This window comes from Desulfuromonas sp. KJ2020 (assembly GCF_024197615.1).
Taxonomy (GTDB): domain Bacteria; phylum Desulfobacterota; class Desulfuromonadia; order Desulfuromonadales; family SZUA-540; genus SZUA-540.
Genome location: NZ_JAKUKE010000003.1, coordinates 1,114,421 through 1,132,477 on the forward strand (window position 1 = coordinate 1,114,421; position 18,057 = coordinate 1,132,477).

Consider the following 18,057-nt stretch of genomic DNA (forward strand, 5'->3'; position numbering starts at 1 on the left):
TAGCCCCATGTAAATTTCAAAAAATTGATTTACCTATATTTTTTAGTAGTACAATTTCTATATTTTTATTATTTATGTATGATAATAGCTTCTCAATTTTGAAATAAAATTTTCTTTCTTCATATTTATTTTTCACAAAAGGGCTTAAACCGATCTTTAGCGTTGTTGAATGAAAGGACATGTTCATACAAGGGAAACCTTCCATTTTCATTCTATACACAAGCTTAATCAATGTTTTATGGTCTGAAACTTCAGGTGAAAACCATGCTTTATTTAACAAACCTAAACAATGATATATGCCTTTTAACCTTAATTTTTTTCCTAAACTGGTCTCAAGTGTTTTACTAAATTGCCTGCAACTCTCAAAGTCACGTTGCAGAAACGCAACAGTCGCTGGCATCTGCATTAGAGCCCCACCAGGATTAGGTGTCCCGATATCGTCTGGATCGAATCTATACGGAGCAGGTGAAAAATTTGAGAAATCAGGGCCATCATATTCACTCCAGTCAATATAAGGCGACACCGAGGTATCTACTCTGTAATTAAGTTTCGCCAGAGATCTTGCTACGCCTGAACTGAAACCCCACCGACCGGCACGAAACGACACGGGGGTCACACCAAAGTTTTTAACAATCGCTTCATGCAATGTCGTCAGCTTTTTCAGAATCAAAGGTTCTGGCAGGTTACACAACATGGTATTGAAATCATTTAATTCTTCTTCAAATGGAGGTGTATTCCAGGGATGGCAATGTGCTCCGATCTCGCATTTCCGCTGCTCAAGGATACGCCGTAGAATGGATACAGACTCAGGATTGGTGGCGACAGGATAGCTAACCAAGTAGGTCGGCCGAGCGCCGTACCGATCAAACAAAGCCTGCAGCTCCACTATCTTTCGTATATTTTCGACCGGGTTATCTGTCCGGCTGTAATTGGCCCAGTTGTCTTCTTCTGTATCGATGGTGATAAAAAGCTTCATTTTTCTCTCCGCTAAAATTCCACCTGCTTGCACTGTCACATGATTTCAAGATCACCTGGTGTCAGTATCCATTTATTCAAATCATAAATTGCATCCGAAACATGTTGAGATCGCTTTCTAACCAGCAATCTCAATGTTGAATGTCGATTATACGGATTGCATACCATTTGCGACCGAAGTACCGGTAAACAAGTCCGCCAGGTGCGCAATGTAGAAAAGTTGTTGTCTTTGACAAAATTCACTACATAATCCACGGAGTGGTCCAAACTATTTTTGGAGACAAAAAAATCATGTAGAATGAAACCTCCGTTTAACTGATCAAACTTTCCTATTGCAAACTTTTGCAATTCGGGTCCTGGCCCGTCTGCAATATTAGAATACGTGTTCAACGGATTGTGTGTGTAACGCCAAGTCAAATACTCGTATGTTCTCTCTACAATTACCCCTGCATGATCATTTGTTACAAAGGAGGAAAATTGCTGACAATTCAAGGCCTCAAGCGGCCAAGCTATCCGACAAGTATCAACCGGCTTGAGGTTACTGAGCATGAACAACAAAAACTTTTTCGACAGAAGATGATCGTAATTCACCTGATGAAGACAATCGTTGATCGAACCTACTTCTTGCCACCCTTGGCTCAGAAAACCGGCCTTAGAGACGGTGTTGGCAAAGTTGAAATGAAAGTCTATCTCTGTGTAGTGCTTCAAGGCATGATCAAGCATGCTTTTGAAAATGCCCTTATTGCGAAAATCTGGGTGAACAACCGGGTCGACATCGCGGGCACCAATGAATCTTTTTCCATCGATACGTACATGCTTCTTAATGGCCGAATACAATCCGACAATTCGGCCCTCGTGTTCGGCCACGACAATACGTGATGGGGCCATGGGGTTCTGGAAATGGAGCCACTCAAACCGCCTCCGGGTAAAATCGGGGGTATGCCCAACTTGCAACAGTCTGATGCAGTCTTCAATATCCCTCTGTTCAAAGTCACGTATCTTCATCGCAGGTTTCGACAAGTCAAATTTTTTCATGTATGATCTTTTTTATCAGGAACATTCTTTATTTTTTATATCTACATAACTACATTCTCTTCTTCAGCTTTTTTGAATTGGGGTGTATAATTATTTTTTTTATATATTGAATTTTTACCGTTTAACAGAATACTTAATACATTTAATTTCTCAATCAAAATAATGTGTATTAAAAAACTCGATGTCCATGTTATAACTATAATAGACAAAAACTGAAAAAGGTTACTTATTTTTGTTTCTACGATATAACTCGCAACTATTACTATAATTGGCTGATGTAATAAATAAATCGTATAGGATGAATCAGATAGCCTTTTGATTATTACACTTTTGCTATCAAAAAATTTTTTAAAACAGCTCATAATAAAAAATGAATTACTTAACGCTAGGATTCCCAACAATATCTCTATAACTCTACCATATGTTCCGATATATTTTACACTTATAATGATTATCAATAAAGTTATGGAAACAAAAAGGAACAAATAATAGTATTTAAAAATACTCTGATACAATCTTTTATTTTTATAAAAAACTATTCCGAGCGCAAAATAAGGGAAATAGTAAAAAATATTACTGACGTTAAAAATAATAAATTTTTCACCAAAAGGCCAATCAGGCAAACGCCAACCAATCCTAACTAATAAAAATGATGCTGTAGGCACCAAAATAAAAATCGCAAATAAATTTATTTTCTTATTCTCTAGGTTTAATTTATTGAAGATATTTTTATAGAAAAATATAATTGACAGCAAAGCAACATAGACAAGTAGATTGGCTATGAACCATAAATGAGAAATCCAGGCACCCCCTAGCCAGTAGTTCACATTAAAAACAAAATTTAAGTTGCCATCGTATTCATTACTAAACAAATTCATAACTGTGTTTAAGCAAATACCACAAAATAGCATAGGCAATAACAGTCTTTTTAATCTATTTATTAAAAATTTTCTTAAACCGATTTTTTCAATTAAAAGTATACTAAAAAATCCAGCTATGATATAAAAACTTTGCATTCTAAAACTATGAATTACAAAAACAATGTTTTCATAAAATATACTGGTTACTTTACTTTTAATGTGGTAAGGCGACAAACTAAATACCTGGGCTGCATGTATTACAACTCCAAGGCTCATTAAAATTCCTCTAGCAAAATCAAGATAATAATAACGCATATAAAAACCTTTGCTTGTTTATGCATGACGTTATATTGACATAACTTTTTTAACTTCGAATATTTTAATTGCATTTAAACATAATATATCCAAAAGTGATTTTTCTAATTTTTTGTTTGACAACGTCAACCCACACCATAGCTTTAAAATAGATATCCATTGTTTTTCATAGAGAGCATCTGACCCAAATAATATTCTTTTAGAATCAAAACGTTCAAACAGATGAGAAAGGAGCTCTATCCCAATTGCTGATGTATCAAATGACAGGTGATCATGACTCTCAAACAAATTGAGCAGAATCGGAACAATTGTTTCCTTCGCTTCTTCATATCCGTATCCGAAACATCCACCATGCGCGATAATTACCGGTTCGGAAATAATGGACCAATCGATGTTTCGCAGGTTTTGAATGATGCCATAGGAAATAGCTTGACTGTTTTTGCAATTAGGGCTCTTTCCTCCGTGTATGACAACCTTCAGTCCGTTGTTGTTGGCGGCTGCAAGCAGACTTTCGACTCTGTCGATCCCTTTCTGACAACCCAGATCAATGCCGGTTACACTCGGGTGTATTTTTAGCGCCCTGACGTTATACTTCGCAACGATCCTCCCCATTTGGGCGTCGACATCGTCATTGGGGATGTCGTTAGGCACAGAGTATGCAGTCATGAACTTATCACTCTGCCCAAACATCCGGCACATGGCGTTCATCTGCGCTTCTCCGCTCTCGTTTTCAGCCATCACAGGAAGCAGCAAAACTTTATCAATCCCACATAGCGCCATCTGATCCGCGAACACCACCGGGCCTGTGTGGCTGTAAAACCGTCTGGCGTTCAACAGACAAGCCATCGCCCGGTATTTTGGGTCCAGAGTTTCGCCTGGTTTCGCCAGATCCTGATGCAGATTGACTTCGGTAATTTCTGGAGCCTTATATGTACTCGAGCTGGAGCAATACAAACCGTCATAGCCTGGTGAATGTCGATACTGACACGCATCGAACATCACCTCGAAGGGATGGACATGTATATCGTAAAACGTATGAGAGCCTTTGATCTCGCGGATCGTGTTCAAGGCATTTTGTACGGCTTTTTGGTCCATTTCTTCCCCTGCCTATATACCCAGATATGATTTTTCAAGAAGGCTCCAATCAACCTTCCCTCGACTGCAGCGGGGCATTTTCTCCACACGGACAAAACGCTTCGGAATCATGTACGCCGGCAAGCGTTTTTTTAGCTCTGAAGCAATCGTCACCATATCCACTTCACCTTCAGCCTCCCAGAACGCGGTCAACTCAGATAATCCTTTATCGAGTTTGGATCCCACGAGAAGGACGGAGGTGTCTTTGACCTGCGGGATGGCCAGAAGAGCCTGTTCGATCTCCCCTGCCTCGATCCGATACCCCATGTATTTAAGTTGCCGATCCTTGCGGCCTATATATTCAAAATTTCCATTCGGCAACTTACGGGCCAGATCGCCTGTTTTATAAATTCTTTCAGTTGAAGGACTCAGGGGATTATCCTTAAAAGCCCTATCGGTTTTCAGTGGGTCGTTTAGGTACCCCCGGGACAAGCCTTTTCCGGCAAGGCACAGCTCACCCACCTCCCCCGGTAAAACCTCGCCATCATCCTCGGACAACAGCACGACGGATATATTCTCCCGGGGAGCGCCAATCGGGATGCGGATTTCGGGACCGGAAGGGATTTCGTTGACGCAGTAACAAAGGGAAACCCCTGTTGCCTCGGTGGGTCCGTAAGCGTTGTAAAAAGTCTTTTCGGGAAAGACCGTCATCCAGTCGATCAGATATTTCGTGGGTAAGGTTTCACCAGCAAACAGAACCTGCGTGAGTGTCGGCATGGAGTCAGGCCTGAGAGCCCCGGCTCTGGCCATATACATCAGCAACGAGGCTACTCCCTTCCACAACGTGACCTGGTGTTGCTCAATGAATTGGATCAACTTTTCAGGGAAAAGCGTCATAAGCTCAGACGCCACGCAAAGGGTCGCGCCCGCCTTGAGCGCGCAATAGATATCGAAGGTAGACATGTCAAAATGAAAAGGGGCAGTACCGAGGATTTTATCCTTTTCAGTGATGTTGAATTTGCTGACGGCCCAGTCGACATAGGTTGTGACATTGGCGTGAGAAATCATGACACCTTTGGGCTGCCCTGTTGAACCAGAGGTGTACAGAACGTAGGCGAGATCGTCTTCTTCGTTGGCACAAGGAGGCTCAGCCCTATCCGTGTTTTCTTCGGCCACAAGGTTCAAACATTGAGGTACGGCCCCCGACAAAGGAACTTCTTGGTCACTCATCAACATCATGGGGATGGCGACGCCAAGGCATTCGAGGGCTGCTTTCGCCTGGGGCATGGTTTTCTCATCGCACAAAATGAGTCTGGGTTCGGCATCCCTGACAATGCGCACCCATCTTTCGAAGGGTGTCTTATGGTCAATAGGAATATAGACGGCGTCCGCCTTGAGAATGCCAAGGATGGCCGTGATCGTATCTATGGATCGTTGTTGATAGATAATTACCCGATCCTGCCGCAACACACCCAAATCTTGCAGACAAAGAGCCACCTTGGTGCTTGAAGCAGACAGTTGACGGTAGCTGATGGACTTGCTTCCGTCCGTCAGGGCTGTCTTCTCCGGCCACCTGAGTGCCGCATCTTTCAGATAGTGCTGCAATAGACAATTTTTCATGCTCTTCACAATCCAATCATTCGGGCAATAATGTTGTGCTGCATCTCGGACGTACCTGAATAGATAGTGGCAGCTAGACTGTCGCGAAGATCACGCTCCACCTCATATTCACACATATAGCCATATCCACCGTGTATCTGTACCGCATCGAGACAGGCCTGCTTCAGGCTTTCACTGATGAACAGTTTGCAGATAGATGCTTCAAGAGAAGCTCTTTTTTTGCTGTCTTTGATCAGCGCGCACTTATGCAGAATGCCTTTACCCAACTCGAGGTTCATCTTCATCGTGGTGATCTTGTTGGCAATTGCCTGATAACTGCCGATGGACTTGCCAAAGGCACTACGTTCACGGGCATATTTCAGGGAAATTTCGAAAATTCTTTCCAGTGTGCCCAAGTGCGCCGCGGGCAACAGGCTGCGTTCCCATTCCATCGACTCATTAAACAGGATGGCCCCCTGCCCCTCTTTGCCCAGAAGTTCACTTACCGAAACCTCACAGTTGTCAAAAAAGAGCTCCCCATTTTGCAGAGTATTCAGGCCCATTTTTTTTAAGGGTTTGGCTTGCTCAAAACCTGACATTCCCCTCTCCACGAGCAGACAGGACAAGCCGCCCAGCGTTTTCTTCTCGGGATTCGTCACGGCGAATACAATAACGAAGTCAGCCAGGGGACCATTGGAAATAAACACTTTGTTGCCATTAAGAAGATAAGCCCCGCCCTTGAGCACTGCGGTAGTCCTCATGGCAAAGGCATCCGAACCAGAGGCCGGCTCGGTGATGGCCTGGGCGAAAATTTTTTCACCGCTGCAAAGCAGGGGAAGATATCTTTTTTTCAAGGCTTCATTGCCGAAAAGATTTATTTGCAAGCCACAGAGAAGCTGAGTAGCGAGTGCGTGGACCAACCCTGCATCTTTACAGGCATAACCCAGGGCATTCAGCGTGATGACGGTTGTCATGAAATCACTGCCGCACCCACCGTAGTCCTCGGAAAAGGGCAAGGCCATCAACTGCATATCAGCACATTTGCGCCACGCCTCCCAAGGAAACTCACCAGAATTCTCATAGGCTGTCACGTCGTAGGCAAGTTCGTTTTGAGCAAACTTGATAACGGTTTCCCTCCAGAGCCTCTGTTCGTCAGTCATGTCAAAAGTCACGGAGGCCTCCTAAAAACAACTGCATTTCTGAGCGACCAAAGTGCTAATCGTCTCGATGGATCCAAAATTCTCGGGAATCAAATCGTCCCCTGAAATTTGGAGAGAGAAGGTGGATTCCAGGTAGCCAAGCAAAGTCATGATACCAAGAGAATCAATAATGCCTGAATCAATAAGAGGAGTTGCATCAGTGAGATCTACAACATTTCCATCGGGAATCAGTTCCGTTAGTATAAAGTTTTTGATCAGATCATTCGTTGACATAGTGGCTTCCTTTCTTGTTAAAATTATTCTTACAAATCGTTATCTGCAGCCGTTAAATACCAATGCCCTTTTTTAATTTCATCAATTTTGTCTTTTTTTGAATTTGGTAGATAAAGTATTGTTTTGAGCTCTTGGCTTCGAATTGAAAACCCATTTTTTTTTAAAATATTTAAAAAATTGTTATCACCTGCATACTGATAACTTATTGACTCATATTTTTTTGACTTTAATTCTTTACTAAACCTTGAAATCATTAACCTAAATTCTTCCATGCTATTATTTTTTATAGCTAAATCTAAAATAGAAATTTTTTTCTTATTTTCACAAAAAACGATAAAACCTATAATTTTATTACTTTCTTTTTCAGTCATTACAAAAATCAATGATTTACCATAAGGTGAATTCTCAAATCGCCAACTAAGGTATTGACTACTTACAACCCCCTTGAGCGAACATTGAGGCAAAACATTGTCGTTAAGTTCATCAAACCTACTATCAAATGAATCTAAAACTTCAAATTTATATTTATTTTTTTTATTATTAAACATATCACAATATTTAAACGATAAATACATATCCACAGGGTATGACAAAATCTTGGAAACATATTTCTGTTTTATATGCCTACTGATTAAATACTCGCTTTTAATTACCTTGGTTAATTGTGTTCTTGGACCTATTTCTTTAAAACCACACAATAATAAAACTGGACCAGACAAGTTATTTGGAAATCCGAAAAGGACTAAATCTTCTTCTTCGCTTTTTTTAAGAGCGGCCTTTATTAATGTCATTGCTGGCCCCAATGTTCGATGTTGTGTATCTACAACAAGATCACCACATATATAGCCGGTATAATACTCACCATTAATCCATATTGTTCTTGGAAACAATGAATATGAACCTATAATCGAGCCATCGTTTTCCTCCCGGAGTAGAAAGGTAATTGGCTGTCCGTAGGGGTTATTTTTATAAATCCATTCAAATCGACCATTTGGAGATCCCTCAAAATTCCTTTTCCAAAGAGAGACTATTAAGTCTTGATCTTCTTTTAGATCAGCATTCACGATTGAATACGGCATGACCTACCCTCCTTCCAATACAACAAACCGACAGAGCTTGGTTTAACCTTCTATCGGCCAATAATCAGGCAACAGCTCCAACACTTCCTGCACAAACAGGCATACCCGCTCTTTTTCTGCAGTCACATTGTCTTCCCGTACCAGGGTATTCACCTGCACATAGGCACCATCGTTGCGGTTGTGTAGCACCCTCCCCCTGAATCGTTCGATGTTCTGCTGCAATCCTGTGGAGAGAACACGGTCTCCCGCCGTCTGGTACCAGTGGAGCATGAGATTGTTTATGCCGTCCTTGCGGGCCACCACGTAATTGACGGAAACGCCTTCAGGATGATGGTCGGGGTAGACGGTGACCTTGTCGGCTTCGATGATCCCCCAGCCGGCACCGGGCAAACAGGCGAAGGGGTTATGCCCAGTGCGCCCGCCTTTGGCTGTACCGTAATACCCGATATAAAGACTGAGCGTTGCGCCCTGTGTGGATTGATAATGGCGGTAGAGATGCAGATCAGCCCCTAAGGCGTCGTAGATGCTTTGGTCGAAGGCATCGACCGTCCCCTTATAATCGGCAATGGTCATAGGCAGTTTCTCAAGGTTTGTATGAAGCACCCTGGGTTCTCCGCGCAGATTGACGAGCAGGACCAGGCCTGTCGTCAGCACAAGAGCACCAAAAGCTATCCTGAAAAAAATGTTTCTGCCCATGCAATCACCTGCCAGAAAATAAAATGGCGCCAAGTTGGCTAGCGTTAGCTGTTGCCAATTTTTCTCAAGAGGCTGAAGACGACAAACAGAAGTCCCAGCCCGAAGAGAAATACCGCCAGTCCCGAAAATTCGTGAAGAAAACCACGCGCCACCCGATCACCGAAAAAATGAGCCAACACGCCCGTACCGCTGACACGCAGAATATTGGCCAGCAAGGCGACGGGAATGGCGGCCAAAACTAAAATGGCTTTACGCCACCAGTCCCCAGCAGAAATATAGGCAAAGATAACACTCAGCATGCCCAGGGACATGATCGATCGAATGCCGCTGCAGGCTTCGGCTACTTCAAGCTGAGTCTGCATAAAATAGAGCATGTTCCCTTCCCGATATACAGGGATGGAACAGAACTGGATGAGTCCGGCGGAAATCTTGGTAGCCAACAGCTGCAGCGGGAAAGATACAAGGCTGAGCAGGCTGTCAGGCACTGGCACCATGAAAAAGAGGATACCCAGAGGAAACACCAGCAAGCGCGCCATCCTGGCCCCGAGGAATCCCCAGACCAAGCCGATGAGGGTGGAAATGAACATGAGACGGGCGAAAAAAGCGATGCCACCCACGGTGCTGATCAGATAGATGACCAGGCTCCCGCTCAACACGAAAAGCCCCCACCAGGATCCCTGCACAGGCGTTTTCAAGGCCTCATGCCGCTTCTCCCATAAAAAGTAGAGGGAAATCAGTGGCACGAGCAGGGCATGGGAATTGTCGGAATGACTAAGCCAGGAATCGACCATAGGCGGCAGGACCGGAGAGAAAGCCAGCAGCCAGAGTGTCAGCAACAGAACAGTCTGCCACTTAAGGGTTTGATCATTCAGGGTCATGTCCAGTGTGTTTGTGTCCATCATCCAGTCCTGTACAGTGACACGTGGAGAAAAAATGACCTTTGCCCTAACTGAGGGATTCGACTTCCGTGTTTGTCGTTGCGGTCTCTGCTATTGATCCCCAACAGGGTTCAAGCAATTCGCGAATCCGCCGCTGATCGTTCTTTCGAACAAAAGGATGCACCGGCAAGGTGATCAGGCGTTGAGCGATTTCTGCCGCCCCCGGGTAGCTCTGGCCTTCAAATTCATCCGCTAGTTCCGGCAATTGATGAATGGGGAGAGGATAAGCCGGCGCCACCCCCAAACCAAGACGCTCGCTCTCTCTCCAGAGTCTTCTGGCCTGATTCGGGGAGGCCGTCATGACCGGGAATCGCAGCAGAGGGAGATCGTCCGCATATTCAGGACGCGAGCTTGCCGGGAGAACGTTTCGCCAAACCTGGACCGACCGGCGACGTCCTTCCTGCAGTTCAAGAAGCCGCCGGGTCCAGCTTCGCGCCAAGCCGGCCTGGAAACCACTGAGACATCTCAACGTAAATCCAGTATCAAAGATTGTTTCTCCCAGGCGCAAAAAGGGGATGGCCTTGGGCAACCAGAAGAATGAGGGCCGACTCAACAGCCAAAGAGCCAGTGCATACAAGAAAAGGGTCGCCGTCGGCATTGGCCCATAGGAGGCAAGATGACGACATTCATCTTCCAGTCCGCGACCGATTTCATCGGAGTTGGTCAGAATGAGGCCACCTTCCACGGTGGACAGAGCCTTGCCTCTGCCAAGGCTGAAAAAACCGACATCCCCCCGCATGCCAAGCAGACGACCGCGCGAGGTCCCTCCCATAGCCTGGGCAGCGTCTTCCACCACCGCAACGGAGGCGGGCAGCATGGACCGAATCCGGTCGACATCGGCCGGCAATCCGAAGAGGTTGACAGGCACTACGCACAGCAGACGTGGATCAGAGAGTATCGGCTTCAAGTGGGTGTAATCGAAATCGAGAGTCGCTGGATCAACATCACACAGGCGCACCTTGAGCCCCGCCCTGACTATGGCCGAAGGGACGGAATAGCAGGTAAATGCCGGGATCAGGACATGGTCGCGCTCGGGATGTCTGGCTTTGAGAACCTGAAGGGTCAAGGTCAGGGCCGCTTTGCCCGAGGAGACGGGGAAAACATGGCGACAGTTGAACCACTCCCTCAACTCGTCGGTAAATCGAGCCACTTCCTTCTGGCCGCGCACTATCCCCTCAAAACCCGCGAAAATATCCGATAGGGTCAGAGGTGAGGCAGCAGGTGGAAGGGTGCGGCCGATACGCATTGGGTCTCCTTGACTACAGACTGATGTTGCGCCTCAGGGGCGGACCTAGCAGGGTCGTCATTCGCAAGGGCAGATGAGACCAGACCGCCTGCGCCAGACGGCGACGGGGAGAGACGACCGCTTCGACACGGCTCTCCGCATCGGACTTTCCCTGGTCCTGCCAGAACAGCGGCTGCGGCCTGGCCCCCCATTGTTCTTTAAAGCGGTATGTCCCGCAGCCCGGTGTAGAACGACCAAAATCGAAAGCGGGATAACCGTTGTCGGCAGCATACGAGAGTAAACGCCAGTAAAGAAGCATGTTGGCGTTGAGATGATTGTAGCGACGCAAAGATGAAGCCCAAGGGACCGAGGCCGTGCGAGGATGCAAAAGCAGAATCCCCGCTGCCGCCGCCCTGCCGTCAGGCGAATAGGCAACCCCCACTAAGGCCTTGTCATCGTAGTGTTTTACCACGGCCTCTATCCATTTGCGGCTATGGACGGGCGAGCCAAGGTCGCGCATGTTTTCGGCAAAAACCGGATAAAACTCATCGATCAACTCCTTGCCGCCCAGACTGCACCGAAGGCCATCGCGCTGAGGTTTTCTGATCTGGCTGCGCAACTTGGACTTCAGGGAGGCAAGCAGCTCTGTCGATCCTGCGGGCAGATCCAAAACCATCCGTACTTTTTTGGCCGTGCTGTTGAAGACCAGGCAGGCGTTGTCCCACGAATATGCCCAGCGGATCTCCATCTGCCCTCCGGTACTTTCTTCAGCCAAAGATAGTGCTTTGCGAAGGAGAGCTTTCCGGGTCGATTCATCGACGCTCAGACAGCCACCGACATCGCAATAAGGCAGGGACACCAGGCGACCTCCGGTAAAGGGCGACTTCATCTGCACGAGGGGTAAAAGGCCTTGGATAACCCCGGCTTTTTCGGCCAGCAGGTACAGCCCTTTAAAACCATAGGCCTCTTCCACGGCTTGTTTCCAGGCATAGGAGTGGTAGGCCAGCCCTTGTGGATGGCGATCGACAAAGGCGTTCCAGGCTTCCCGATCCTTATGTTCAGCTATACGTATGTGCAAAAGCGGCTTCGCCTCCCGGTTGCTGATGCGCTGCACAAGGAAAACTCTTCTGTCTCTCAAGGTAGTCGGTGCAAGTCAGAAATTCCCTATTTTTGAACGCCTGCAAAAATGCCTGCACTTTGGTTTCTGTTCTGTTCAGGTTGACGTAATGACGAAACTGAGAAAATGGGGATATTTCCCGCACCCGCGGCTGCTCGGGATCGAGTTCCCAAGGGTGAAGATAGAACATATACCCCTTATCGCGGTTTAACAGAGATCGAATGCCTAAATGAAACAAAGCAAAAGGCACCAAGCGAAAATAGCCACCGCCACCGAGAGGTAGCTGTTTTCCCCAGAGGTTGAGATTACTGATGGGAATTTCGTAAAAATCCTCTTTCACACAATAGGCCAGACCTTTTCTGTCCGTCTCCGTCAGAGGGATGTGCCCATAGCGGTTGTTAAGCTGAAAAGAATTGAAACTGGAATCATAGCGATACCCGCATTCACATACGATTTCCAGAACCTGAGGGGTAATGGAAAAGCTGGGGGCGCGATATCCCGTGACCGGACGGCCGGTAATATCTTCCAGCGTTTTTTTACTTCGGCATAAATCTTCAATTAAGTCACATTCTCCCTGTCCATGACACAGTGCATGTCCATACCCGTGTGAGGCCACTTCATGCCCCCTGTTCTGTATCTCTCGAACCAAGGCAGGCAGGCGCTCGGCAATCCATCCCAAAACAAAAAAGGTGGCTTTTCCCGGGGTGCCGGCAGTGGAATCGATTGAATCGAGAAGATCCAGCAACAGATGCGTGTTGCGCTCCACCCGAAGCTCGCATTCAGGCCAGCTGGACAGCGGAATAGCCCCTTTGAGGTTTTCCACCTGGAACCAGTCCTCAACATCGACGGTGAACAGAATGTATTCTTTCCCTGTTTTGGGCATTGACGTAACTAACTCCAGCCGAGCGATCGGTTAAAAAGTTTTTTTTTACCTGACCGCAATTCTTCGTCGTGAGACGCGGAAAACCGCAAAGATTCTGCGATAGTCTTTACCTCGGCCATCTGAGCGGAAAGAGTGTCCAATTGGTTCGAAAGCCGGGTAAACTCTTCCCGTTGCTTGGCCATGAGAACCTTCAAAATATTTTCGTGCATGCTGATGCGTTCAAGGAGGTTCTCTTTCTGATGAAGCAAAGAGTCTTCGTCGACCACCTCGACCTCTTCGAGCGCTTCGGATTCTCCCAAAATATCCAGGTCATCGATGACTTCCCGGACCATATCCAGCGTAACGTCGCGAACCTGGTCGGCGAAGGCAGCCAACAGGATGAAGTCACAGAGAACATTGATCAGGCGTGGGATCCCGCTGCTGAACCGGTAGATCAGGTCCATGGCCCCGGCTTCGAAGGTGACGGCCTCGCGATTGCCGGCTTTTTCCATCCGATACAGGATGTAGTCTTCGGTTTCTTCCCGCCGCAGGGGGCGCAGATGGCAGCCGATATTAATGCGCTGCTTGAGCTGGCGCAGCTCGGGTTTGGCGATGAGGGTTTTTAATTCGGGCTGACCGGCCAGGACAATCTGCAAAAGCTTGGTGTTTTCCGCCTCCAGGTTGGAGAGCAGGCGGATTTCTTCCAGCGTATCCAGAGACAGGTTCTGGGCTTCGTCGATGATCAAAATGGGCTTGCCGTGGTTCGCGTATTCCTCAATGAGATAGCTGTTAAGCTCCCTCAGCAGGGCGACCTTGTCCTTCCCTTCAGGGTTGAGACCGAATTCTTCATTGACCATGGCGATCAACTGCAGAGAATCAACGCGGGTGTTGAAAACCATGGCAAGGGAGGTATGACCTGAGAATCGGCTGATGATGTCTTTAAGAATGGTCGTTTTGCCCGAGCCCACCTCCCCTGTCAGCAGAATGAAGCCGGCCCCTTCCTTAAGGCCGTACTCAAGATAGCTCAAGGCCTTGCGATGAGGGTCGCTGGGATAGAGAAATTGTGGATTGGGCACAATTTCAAAGGGTTTGAGGGTAAAGCCGAAAAACTCGTTATACATTTAGAATCCCCTCGCTGAAGCGGGTTAGAATTCAAACGACCCTTCTACAAAAGCGATATGATTGACATAGTCGCCGGAGTCTATATTGGAGTTTTCCTCCCGATAGCGGTAGCCGAGGCTGGCTGAAAAACGCTGTGCCGCATATTCCAAAGCCGGGCCGCCGCCGTAGCGATGGACACGCTCTCTTTCGGGTTCGTATTCCAGATAGTCGTACGCTCCTGTTAGACGTAAAAGCGTATTGCGAACCAGTGGCATACCGACCGAAAGGCTGCCGCCAATCACATCGTCTTGCCGGTTTGTTTCCTGATATCTGTCTTGTCCAGCATGCCCTTCCAGTTCAAACAATACTCCGGAATGTCGTGAGGCATAGACGGTGGCAGACTTACGCTCAAAGAGTCCTTCGGTTACGGAATTGACAACCTCCTGAGAGTAACTTGCACCAACAGCCCAATAAGAGGAAATTGTGTAGTCAAGGCTGGCGGCCCAGAGGTTCGTCTTTTCCTCAGCCCGATCGTCATAATTGATCCAGGATTGACCTCCATGCCCTCGCAGGGTCAGACGGGGTGAAAGGCGATATTCCAGACCGACCCAACCATCCTGTCGTGCGTAATCTTCGGTAATTCTCGCCTGGTGTTCACGATATTCGTAATAGAGGAGAAGGCTAAAGCGCGTAGACAGGTCTTTACGAACATCCACGTAACCGGCATGGGCTTCGGAATCGTCCCCTTCGGGGGCCTGATAGGAGAGCTTTTCGAAGCGGTAGCCAATGATCGCTAGCAGGCCCGGTAGCGCCCGGTACTGGTAACGGGGATTTGCCAGAAATCTGTTCAGGTTGGTCCTGTTGACAAAAAGGCTTTCTTCAACAACGGGGTCGCGTTCATCAATGGTGACCCGACTGTAATGATCCTCAAGGGTAACGGTAAAATCGCGATCCGGCAGGATCTGTGCCGTCCCCATGGCACGCTGCACATCCTTGAGGCTGGATTCATTCTCTTCGGTGAGATCGGCATAAAAAATATAGTGGAGGCTGTAGTCGAGGCTAAGATCGAGGTAATTGCTGTCCAATTCAAGGGAGAGGCCGGGAATAGCCCGGGTGATGAAATCCCCCTGCTCGTTGTGGGCCGACAGATAGACATTGTCGTTATATTCTTCCCGCAAGGTAAAGCGCGGAGAGATGTCGACACGCCCCCAGGCGACACTGGCAAACGTGAGAGCAAGCAGGCATCCCAGGGCAGCCGAACGGATAAATATAGACCTCTTCAAAACTGCCCTCCTCAGTAGTAATAGGAGTATCGGCCGGCAGACGGCATGACACTGGAATCGTTGTAAACGGCCCCCAATAGATTGGTGCCCTTAAGGCTGTCCATCGCTTCCCGGATCTGATCGGTTTTGGCGAAGCCTTCGCGGATGACATAAATCACCCCGTCGACTTCGGATCCGAGAATCTGGGCATCGGCAAAGGGAAGCGCTGGTGGGGTGTCGAAAATCACGTAGCGTTCGGGATAGCGTGATTTCAATTCACGGATCAGTCTTTTCATGCGTTCTGAGGATAAGAGCTCCAGGTGGTTCTCGACGGGGGATCCCGCGGGCAAAATGACTAGCTTTCCCAACCCGGTCTTGATCAAGGCCTTTTCAACAGGGAGGCCTTCCTGTAGGCAGTTGACCAGTCCGACCTCGGGTTGAAGCCCCAGATAACGATGGATGGAAGGTCGCCGCAGATCGGTATCGACCAAAAGTACCGTGTGATCATATTCCTGCGCCAGAGCCAGGGCCAGATTGAGGGCGGTAATACTTTTCCCTTCGCTGCCCACGGTGCTGGTAACCAGAATCGTGTTGAGAAAAGATTCCTTTTTTGTCAGCTTTCGTACGAGAGAACGAAGCTTTTTATATTCTTCAGAGACGGCATCGTTGTTGCGAGCCACCATGGGCAAAAAGGGGCTCTTGACCTTGAGCGGCTTGACGTCCTGCAGGGCTTGTGCAGAAGACCGGATATCCCGCTCAGGGGAATAATCGGCGGGCGGCGACACCAGCTTTGTCGTGTCATTGCTGTCATCAACACCCTGTCTCAGGCGGGTTGCTTTCTCGATCGCCTTTTCAATTCGGCTCATATTTCCTGCCTCCCCTTGGGTGGGTAACGGCATCGTGCCAGTCATGCCGTGAAAAATGTCGTTTAACGCAGCAGGGCTTCGAATGCGAGCAGCCCGAGAACCGCTGAGAAATAAACCCCGGACACCGAATAAATAAGGGCATCACGGCGCTTCACCACCCGCAGTTGTTCAGAATCAACGATAGTCGGGATGACGGCCAGCACCTCCACCCCCAATTCACGAATCTGCACGACCTCTACAATGGTTGGGTTCAGGCGATCCAGCAGCAGAATAAGCCCTGCCCCGCTACCCAGGCCGGCGGCAATCGCCAGAAGAATCATGCGCACCATATTGGGGAATTCGGGAGCCTTCGGCAGCTGAGCCGGATCGACAATACGGAAGGTCGAGGCCTTGTTGCTGATTTCCATCTGTTTGGACACTTCCGACTGTCCCATACGCGTCAGCAGTTGATCGTAAGTTTGGCGATAAGAATCGCGTTCCTGCTCCAGAGCGGCAAGGACCTTGCGGTTTTCGGGGACGTCCTGCAGTTGGGCCTTGCGTCCCTCCATCATTCTCAGGAGACTTTCTTTCCTGGCCTTAAGCGAACTCAATTCCGCCTCGACGTTGAAGATGTTCTGTTGTACTTCCTGATGCACCGGATTGATGGTAGTCATCTCACCCGTCAGGGGTTGCCCCTCCTGTCCGCTCTGCAAATGGCGCTTGAGACCTTCCACCTCGGCTTTCAGGCGAATGACTTCAGGATAATTTTCCGTGTAGGTCAGTAAAAGTTGGGCGATCCGCTGCTCAAGCGACACAATGCGGTCTGCGCCTTGCTGTTCGTTGAAAATGGGAACGGACTGTTTGACGTTTTTCAATTGCTGCGCCAGTTGTCCCTTTCTGGCTTCAAGAGTCTCCATGGTCAGGGTGATATCCTCGATCTCCCTTTGATACGTCTGGATATCCTGCAGAATGGCCTGTTCGCCCACCGCGAGAAAAACGCCCTGCTGGCGACGAAATTCGATGATGGCGTCTTCGGCTTCGTCCAGCTTCTTTTTGAAGTGGATGAGCTGCTCATCGAGGAAACGGTTGGCACCGTAGGTTTCTTCGCGCTTTTCCGATATATTTTCTTCAACATAGGTTCGTACCAGCGTGTTGACGTAATCCCTGGCGAAAACCGGATCGCCATCGACAATGGACACGGTAAAAAGACCTTCACGGTTTCTGAAATCGATCTTTGTCCTCGTCTGCAAAGCCTCCACGTAGTCCTGCAACCTGGCCTCACTGCCAAGCTCAGCATCCAAGTCCATCTCTTTAAGCACCTTGCTGATCAGGTCGCGGCTGAGCATGGCATAGCGCAGTACGCGGATACGATCGTCCATGCTCGGCGTGATGGCGATGCCCTCCACCAGACTGTTGATGACATTGCTTTCAATGAAAACAGTACTGTCCGCCTTGTATTGCTTCGGCATAAAATAGCTGATACCGATCACCAGGGACATAACCACCAGAGCGGTGGCAATGCCCAGATAGCGTTTTTTATAGAGCACACGCAGGTTGCGCATGATTTCAGATGATGATCTTTCCATGGGGTTCCCTCTCAAAGCAGGCCAGTTTCTGGCCTGTCTTCAACCTGAGTTGGAT

At 47.9% G+C, this 18,057-nt stretch carries 17 protein-coding genes; all 17 read right to left on the reverse strand.

Annotation, left to right across the window (positions count from 1 at the left end; all coding sequences use genetic code 11):
* Positions 1–16: 16 nt before the first annotated feature.
* Entirely contained in the window at positions 17–976 is a 960-nt protein-coding gene (locus tag MJO47_RS13605) for a polysaccharide deacetylase family protein (RefSeq protein WP_253961657.1), read from the reverse strand.
* A 35-nt stretch (positions 977–1,011) separates the two neighbouring features.
* On the reverse strand, positions 1,012–2,010 hold the full coding sequence (locus tag MJO47_RS13610) for a GNAT family N-acetyltransferase (protein WP_253961658.1): 999 nt from the start codon (positions 2,008–2,010) through the stop codon (positions 1,012–1,014).
* 41 nt (positions 2,011–2,051) lie between these two features.
* Positions 2,052–3,185 (reverse strand): acyltransferase family protein, encoded by a 1,134-nt coding sequence (locus tag MJO47_RS13615; RefSeq protein WP_253961659.1) that lies wholly within the window; start codon positions 3,183–3,185, stop codon positions 2,052–2,054.
* 30 nt (positions 3,186–3,215) lie between these two features.
* A complete protein-coding gene (locus tag MJO47_RS13620) occupies positions 3,216–4,280 on the reverse strand; it encodes an amidohydrolase family protein (RefSeq protein ID WP_253961660.1) in 1,065 nt (354 codons plus the stop codon).
* Between the two features lie 12 nt (positions 4,281–4,292).
* The gene (locus MJO47_RS13625; RefSeq protein WP_253961901.1) at positions 4,293–5,879 is read right to left on the reverse strand and encodes an amino acid adenylation domain-containing protein; all 1,587 of its coding nucleotides are present in this window, start codon (positions 5,877–5,879) and stop codon (positions 4,293–4,295) included.
* Positions 5,880–5,884: 5 nt separating this feature from the next.
* Positions 5,885–7,030 carry an acyl-CoA dehydrogenase family protein gene (locus MJO47_RS13630; RefSeq protein ID WP_253961661.1) on the reverse strand — a complete coding sequence of 382 codons (1,146 nt, stop codon included), beginning with the start codon at positions 7,028–7,030 and terminating at the stop codon, positions 5,885–5,887.
* 9 nt (positions 7,031–7,039) lie between these two features.
* Positions 7,040–7,291 carry an acyl carrier protein gene (locus MJO47_RS13635; RefSeq protein WP_253961662.1) on the reverse strand — a complete coding sequence of 84 codons (252 nt, stop codon included), beginning with the start codon at positions 7,289–7,291 and terminating at the stop codon, positions 7,040–7,042.
* Positions 7,292–7,320: 29 nt separating this feature from the next.
* Positions 7,321–8,370: a GNAT family N-acetyltransferase gene (locus tag MJO47_RS13640; protein WP_253961663.1), complete on the reverse strand. Its 1,050-nt coding sequence runs from the start codon at positions 8,368–8,370 to the stop codon at positions 7,321–7,323.
* 42 nt (positions 8,371–8,412) lie between these two features.
* Positions 8,413–9,066, reverse strand: coding sequence for an exosortase C-terminal domain/associated protein EpsI (locus MJO47_RS13645; RefSeq protein WP_253961664.1), 654 nt, complete (start codon positions 9,064–9,066; stop codon positions 8,413–8,415).
* A gap of 44 nt (positions 9,067–9,110) precedes the next feature.
* The gene (xrtA, locus tag MJO47_RS13650) at positions 9,111–9,965 is read right to left on the reverse strand and encodes an exosortase A (protein WP_253961665.1); all 855 of its coding nucleotides are present in this window, start codon (positions 9,963–9,965) and stop codon (positions 9,111–9,113) included.
* A gap of 46 nt (positions 9,966–10,011) precedes the next feature.
* Positions 10,012–11,250 carry a DegT/DnrJ/EryC1/StrS family aminotransferase gene (locus MJO47_RS13655; RefSeq protein WP_253961666.1) on the reverse strand — a complete coding sequence of 413 codons (1,239 nt, stop codon included), beginning with the start codon at positions 11,248–11,250 and terminating at the stop codon, positions 10,012–10,014.
* Between the two features lie 13 nt (positions 11,251–11,263).
* Positions 11,264–12,307 carry a FemAB family XrtA/PEP-CTERM system-associated protein gene (locus tag MJO47_RS13660; RefSeq protein WP_253961667.1) on the reverse strand — a complete coding sequence of 348 codons (1,044 nt, stop codon included), beginning with the start codon at positions 12,305–12,307 and terminating at the stop codon, positions 11,264–11,266.
* Entirely contained in the window at positions 12,288–13,229 is a 942-nt protein-coding gene (locus tag MJO47_RS13665) for an XrtA system polysaccharide deacetylase (protein WP_253961668.1), read from the reverse strand. Before MJO47_RS13665 ends, MJO47_RS13660 begins: the two co-directional genes overlap by 20 nt.
* An 8-nt stretch (positions 13,230–13,237) precedes the next feature.
* A complete protein-coding gene (locus MJO47_RS13670; RefSeq protein ID WP_253961669.1) occupies positions 13,238–14,329 on the reverse strand; it encodes an XrtA/PEP-CTERM system-associated ATPase in 1,092 nt (363 codons plus the stop codon).
* 24 nt (positions 14,330–14,353) lie between these two features.
* On the reverse strand, positions 14,354–15,592 hold the full coding sequence (locus tag MJO47_RS13675) for a TIGR03016 family PEP-CTERM system-associated outer membrane protein (RefSeq protein WP_253961670.1): 1,239 nt from the start codon (positions 15,590–15,592) through the stop codon (positions 14,354–14,356).
* Positions 15,593–15,603: 11 nt separating this feature from the next.
* On the reverse strand, positions 15,604–16,437 hold the full coding sequence (locus MJO47_RS13680; RefSeq protein WP_253961671.1) for a polysaccharide biosynthesis tyrosine autokinase: 834 nt from the start codon (positions 16,435–16,437) through the stop codon (positions 15,604–15,606).
* 62 nt (positions 16,438–16,499) lie between these two features.
* A complete protein-coding gene (locus MJO47_RS13685; protein ID WP_253961672.1) occupies positions 16,500–18,002 on the reverse strand; it encodes an XrtA system polysaccharide chain length determinant in 1,503 nt (500 codons plus the stop codon).
* Between the last annotated feature and the right edge of the window lie 55 nt (positions 18,003–18,057).

Excerpts from the sequence above, each read along its gene's own strand:
- MJO47_RS13605 (WP_253961657.1), bottom strand. The coding sequence starts at position 976 with ATGAAGCTTTTTATCACCATCGATACAGAAGAAGACAACTGGGCCAAT.
- MJO47_RS13610 (WP_253961658.1), bottom strand. The coding sequence starts at position 2,010 with ATGAAAAAATTTGACTTGTCGAAACCTGCGATGAAGATACGTGACTTT.
- MJO47_RS13615 (WP_253961659.1), bottom strand. The coding sequence starts at position 3,185 with ATGCGTTATTATTATCTTGATTTTGCTAGAGGAATTTTAATGAGCCTT.
- MJO47_RS13620 (WP_253961660.1), bottom strand. The coding sequence starts at position 4,280 with ATGGACCAAAAAGCCGTACAAAATGCCTTGAACACGATCCGCGAGATC.
- MJO47_RS13625 (WP_253961901.1), bottom strand. The coding sequence starts at position 5,879 with ATGAAAAATTGTCTATTGCAGCACTATCTGAAAGATGCGGCACTCAGG.
- MJO47_RS13635 (WP_253961662.1), bottom strand. The coding sequence starts at position 7,291 with ATGTCAACGAATGATCTGATCAAAAACTTTATACTAACGGAACTGATT.
- MJO47_RS13640 (WP_253961663.1), bottom strand. The coding sequence starts at position 8,370 with ATGCCGTATTCAATCGTGAATGCTGATCTAAAAGAAGATCAAGACTTA.
- MJO47_RS13645 (WP_253961664.1), bottom strand. The coding sequence starts at position 9,066 with ATGGGCAGAAACATTTTTTTCAGGATAGCTTTTGGTGCTCTTGTGCTG.
- xrtA (WP_253961665.1), bottom strand. The coding sequence starts at position 9,965 with ATGGACACAAACACACTGGACATGACCCTGAATGATCAAACCCTTAAG.
- MJO47_RS13655 (WP_253961666.1), bottom strand. The coding sequence starts at position 11,250 with ATGCGTATCGGCCGCACCCTTCCACCTGCTGCCTCACCTCTGACCCTA.
- MJO47_RS13665 (WP_253961668.1), bottom strand. The coding sequence starts at position 13,229 with ATGCCCAAAACAGGGAAAGAATACATTCTGTTCACCGTCGATGTTGAG.
- MJO47_RS13670 (WP_253961669.1), bottom strand. The coding sequence starts at position 14,329 with ATGTATAACGAGTTTTTCGGCTTTACCCTCAAACCCTTTGAAATTGTG.
- MJO47_RS13680 (WP_253961671.1), bottom strand. The coding sequence starts at position 16,437 with ATGAGCCGAATTGAAAAGGCGATCGAGAAAGCAACCCGCCTGAGACAG.
- MJO47_RS13685 (WP_253961672.1), bottom strand. The coding sequence starts at position 18,002 with ATGGAAAGATCATCATCTGAAATCATGCGCAACCTGCGTGTGCTCTAT.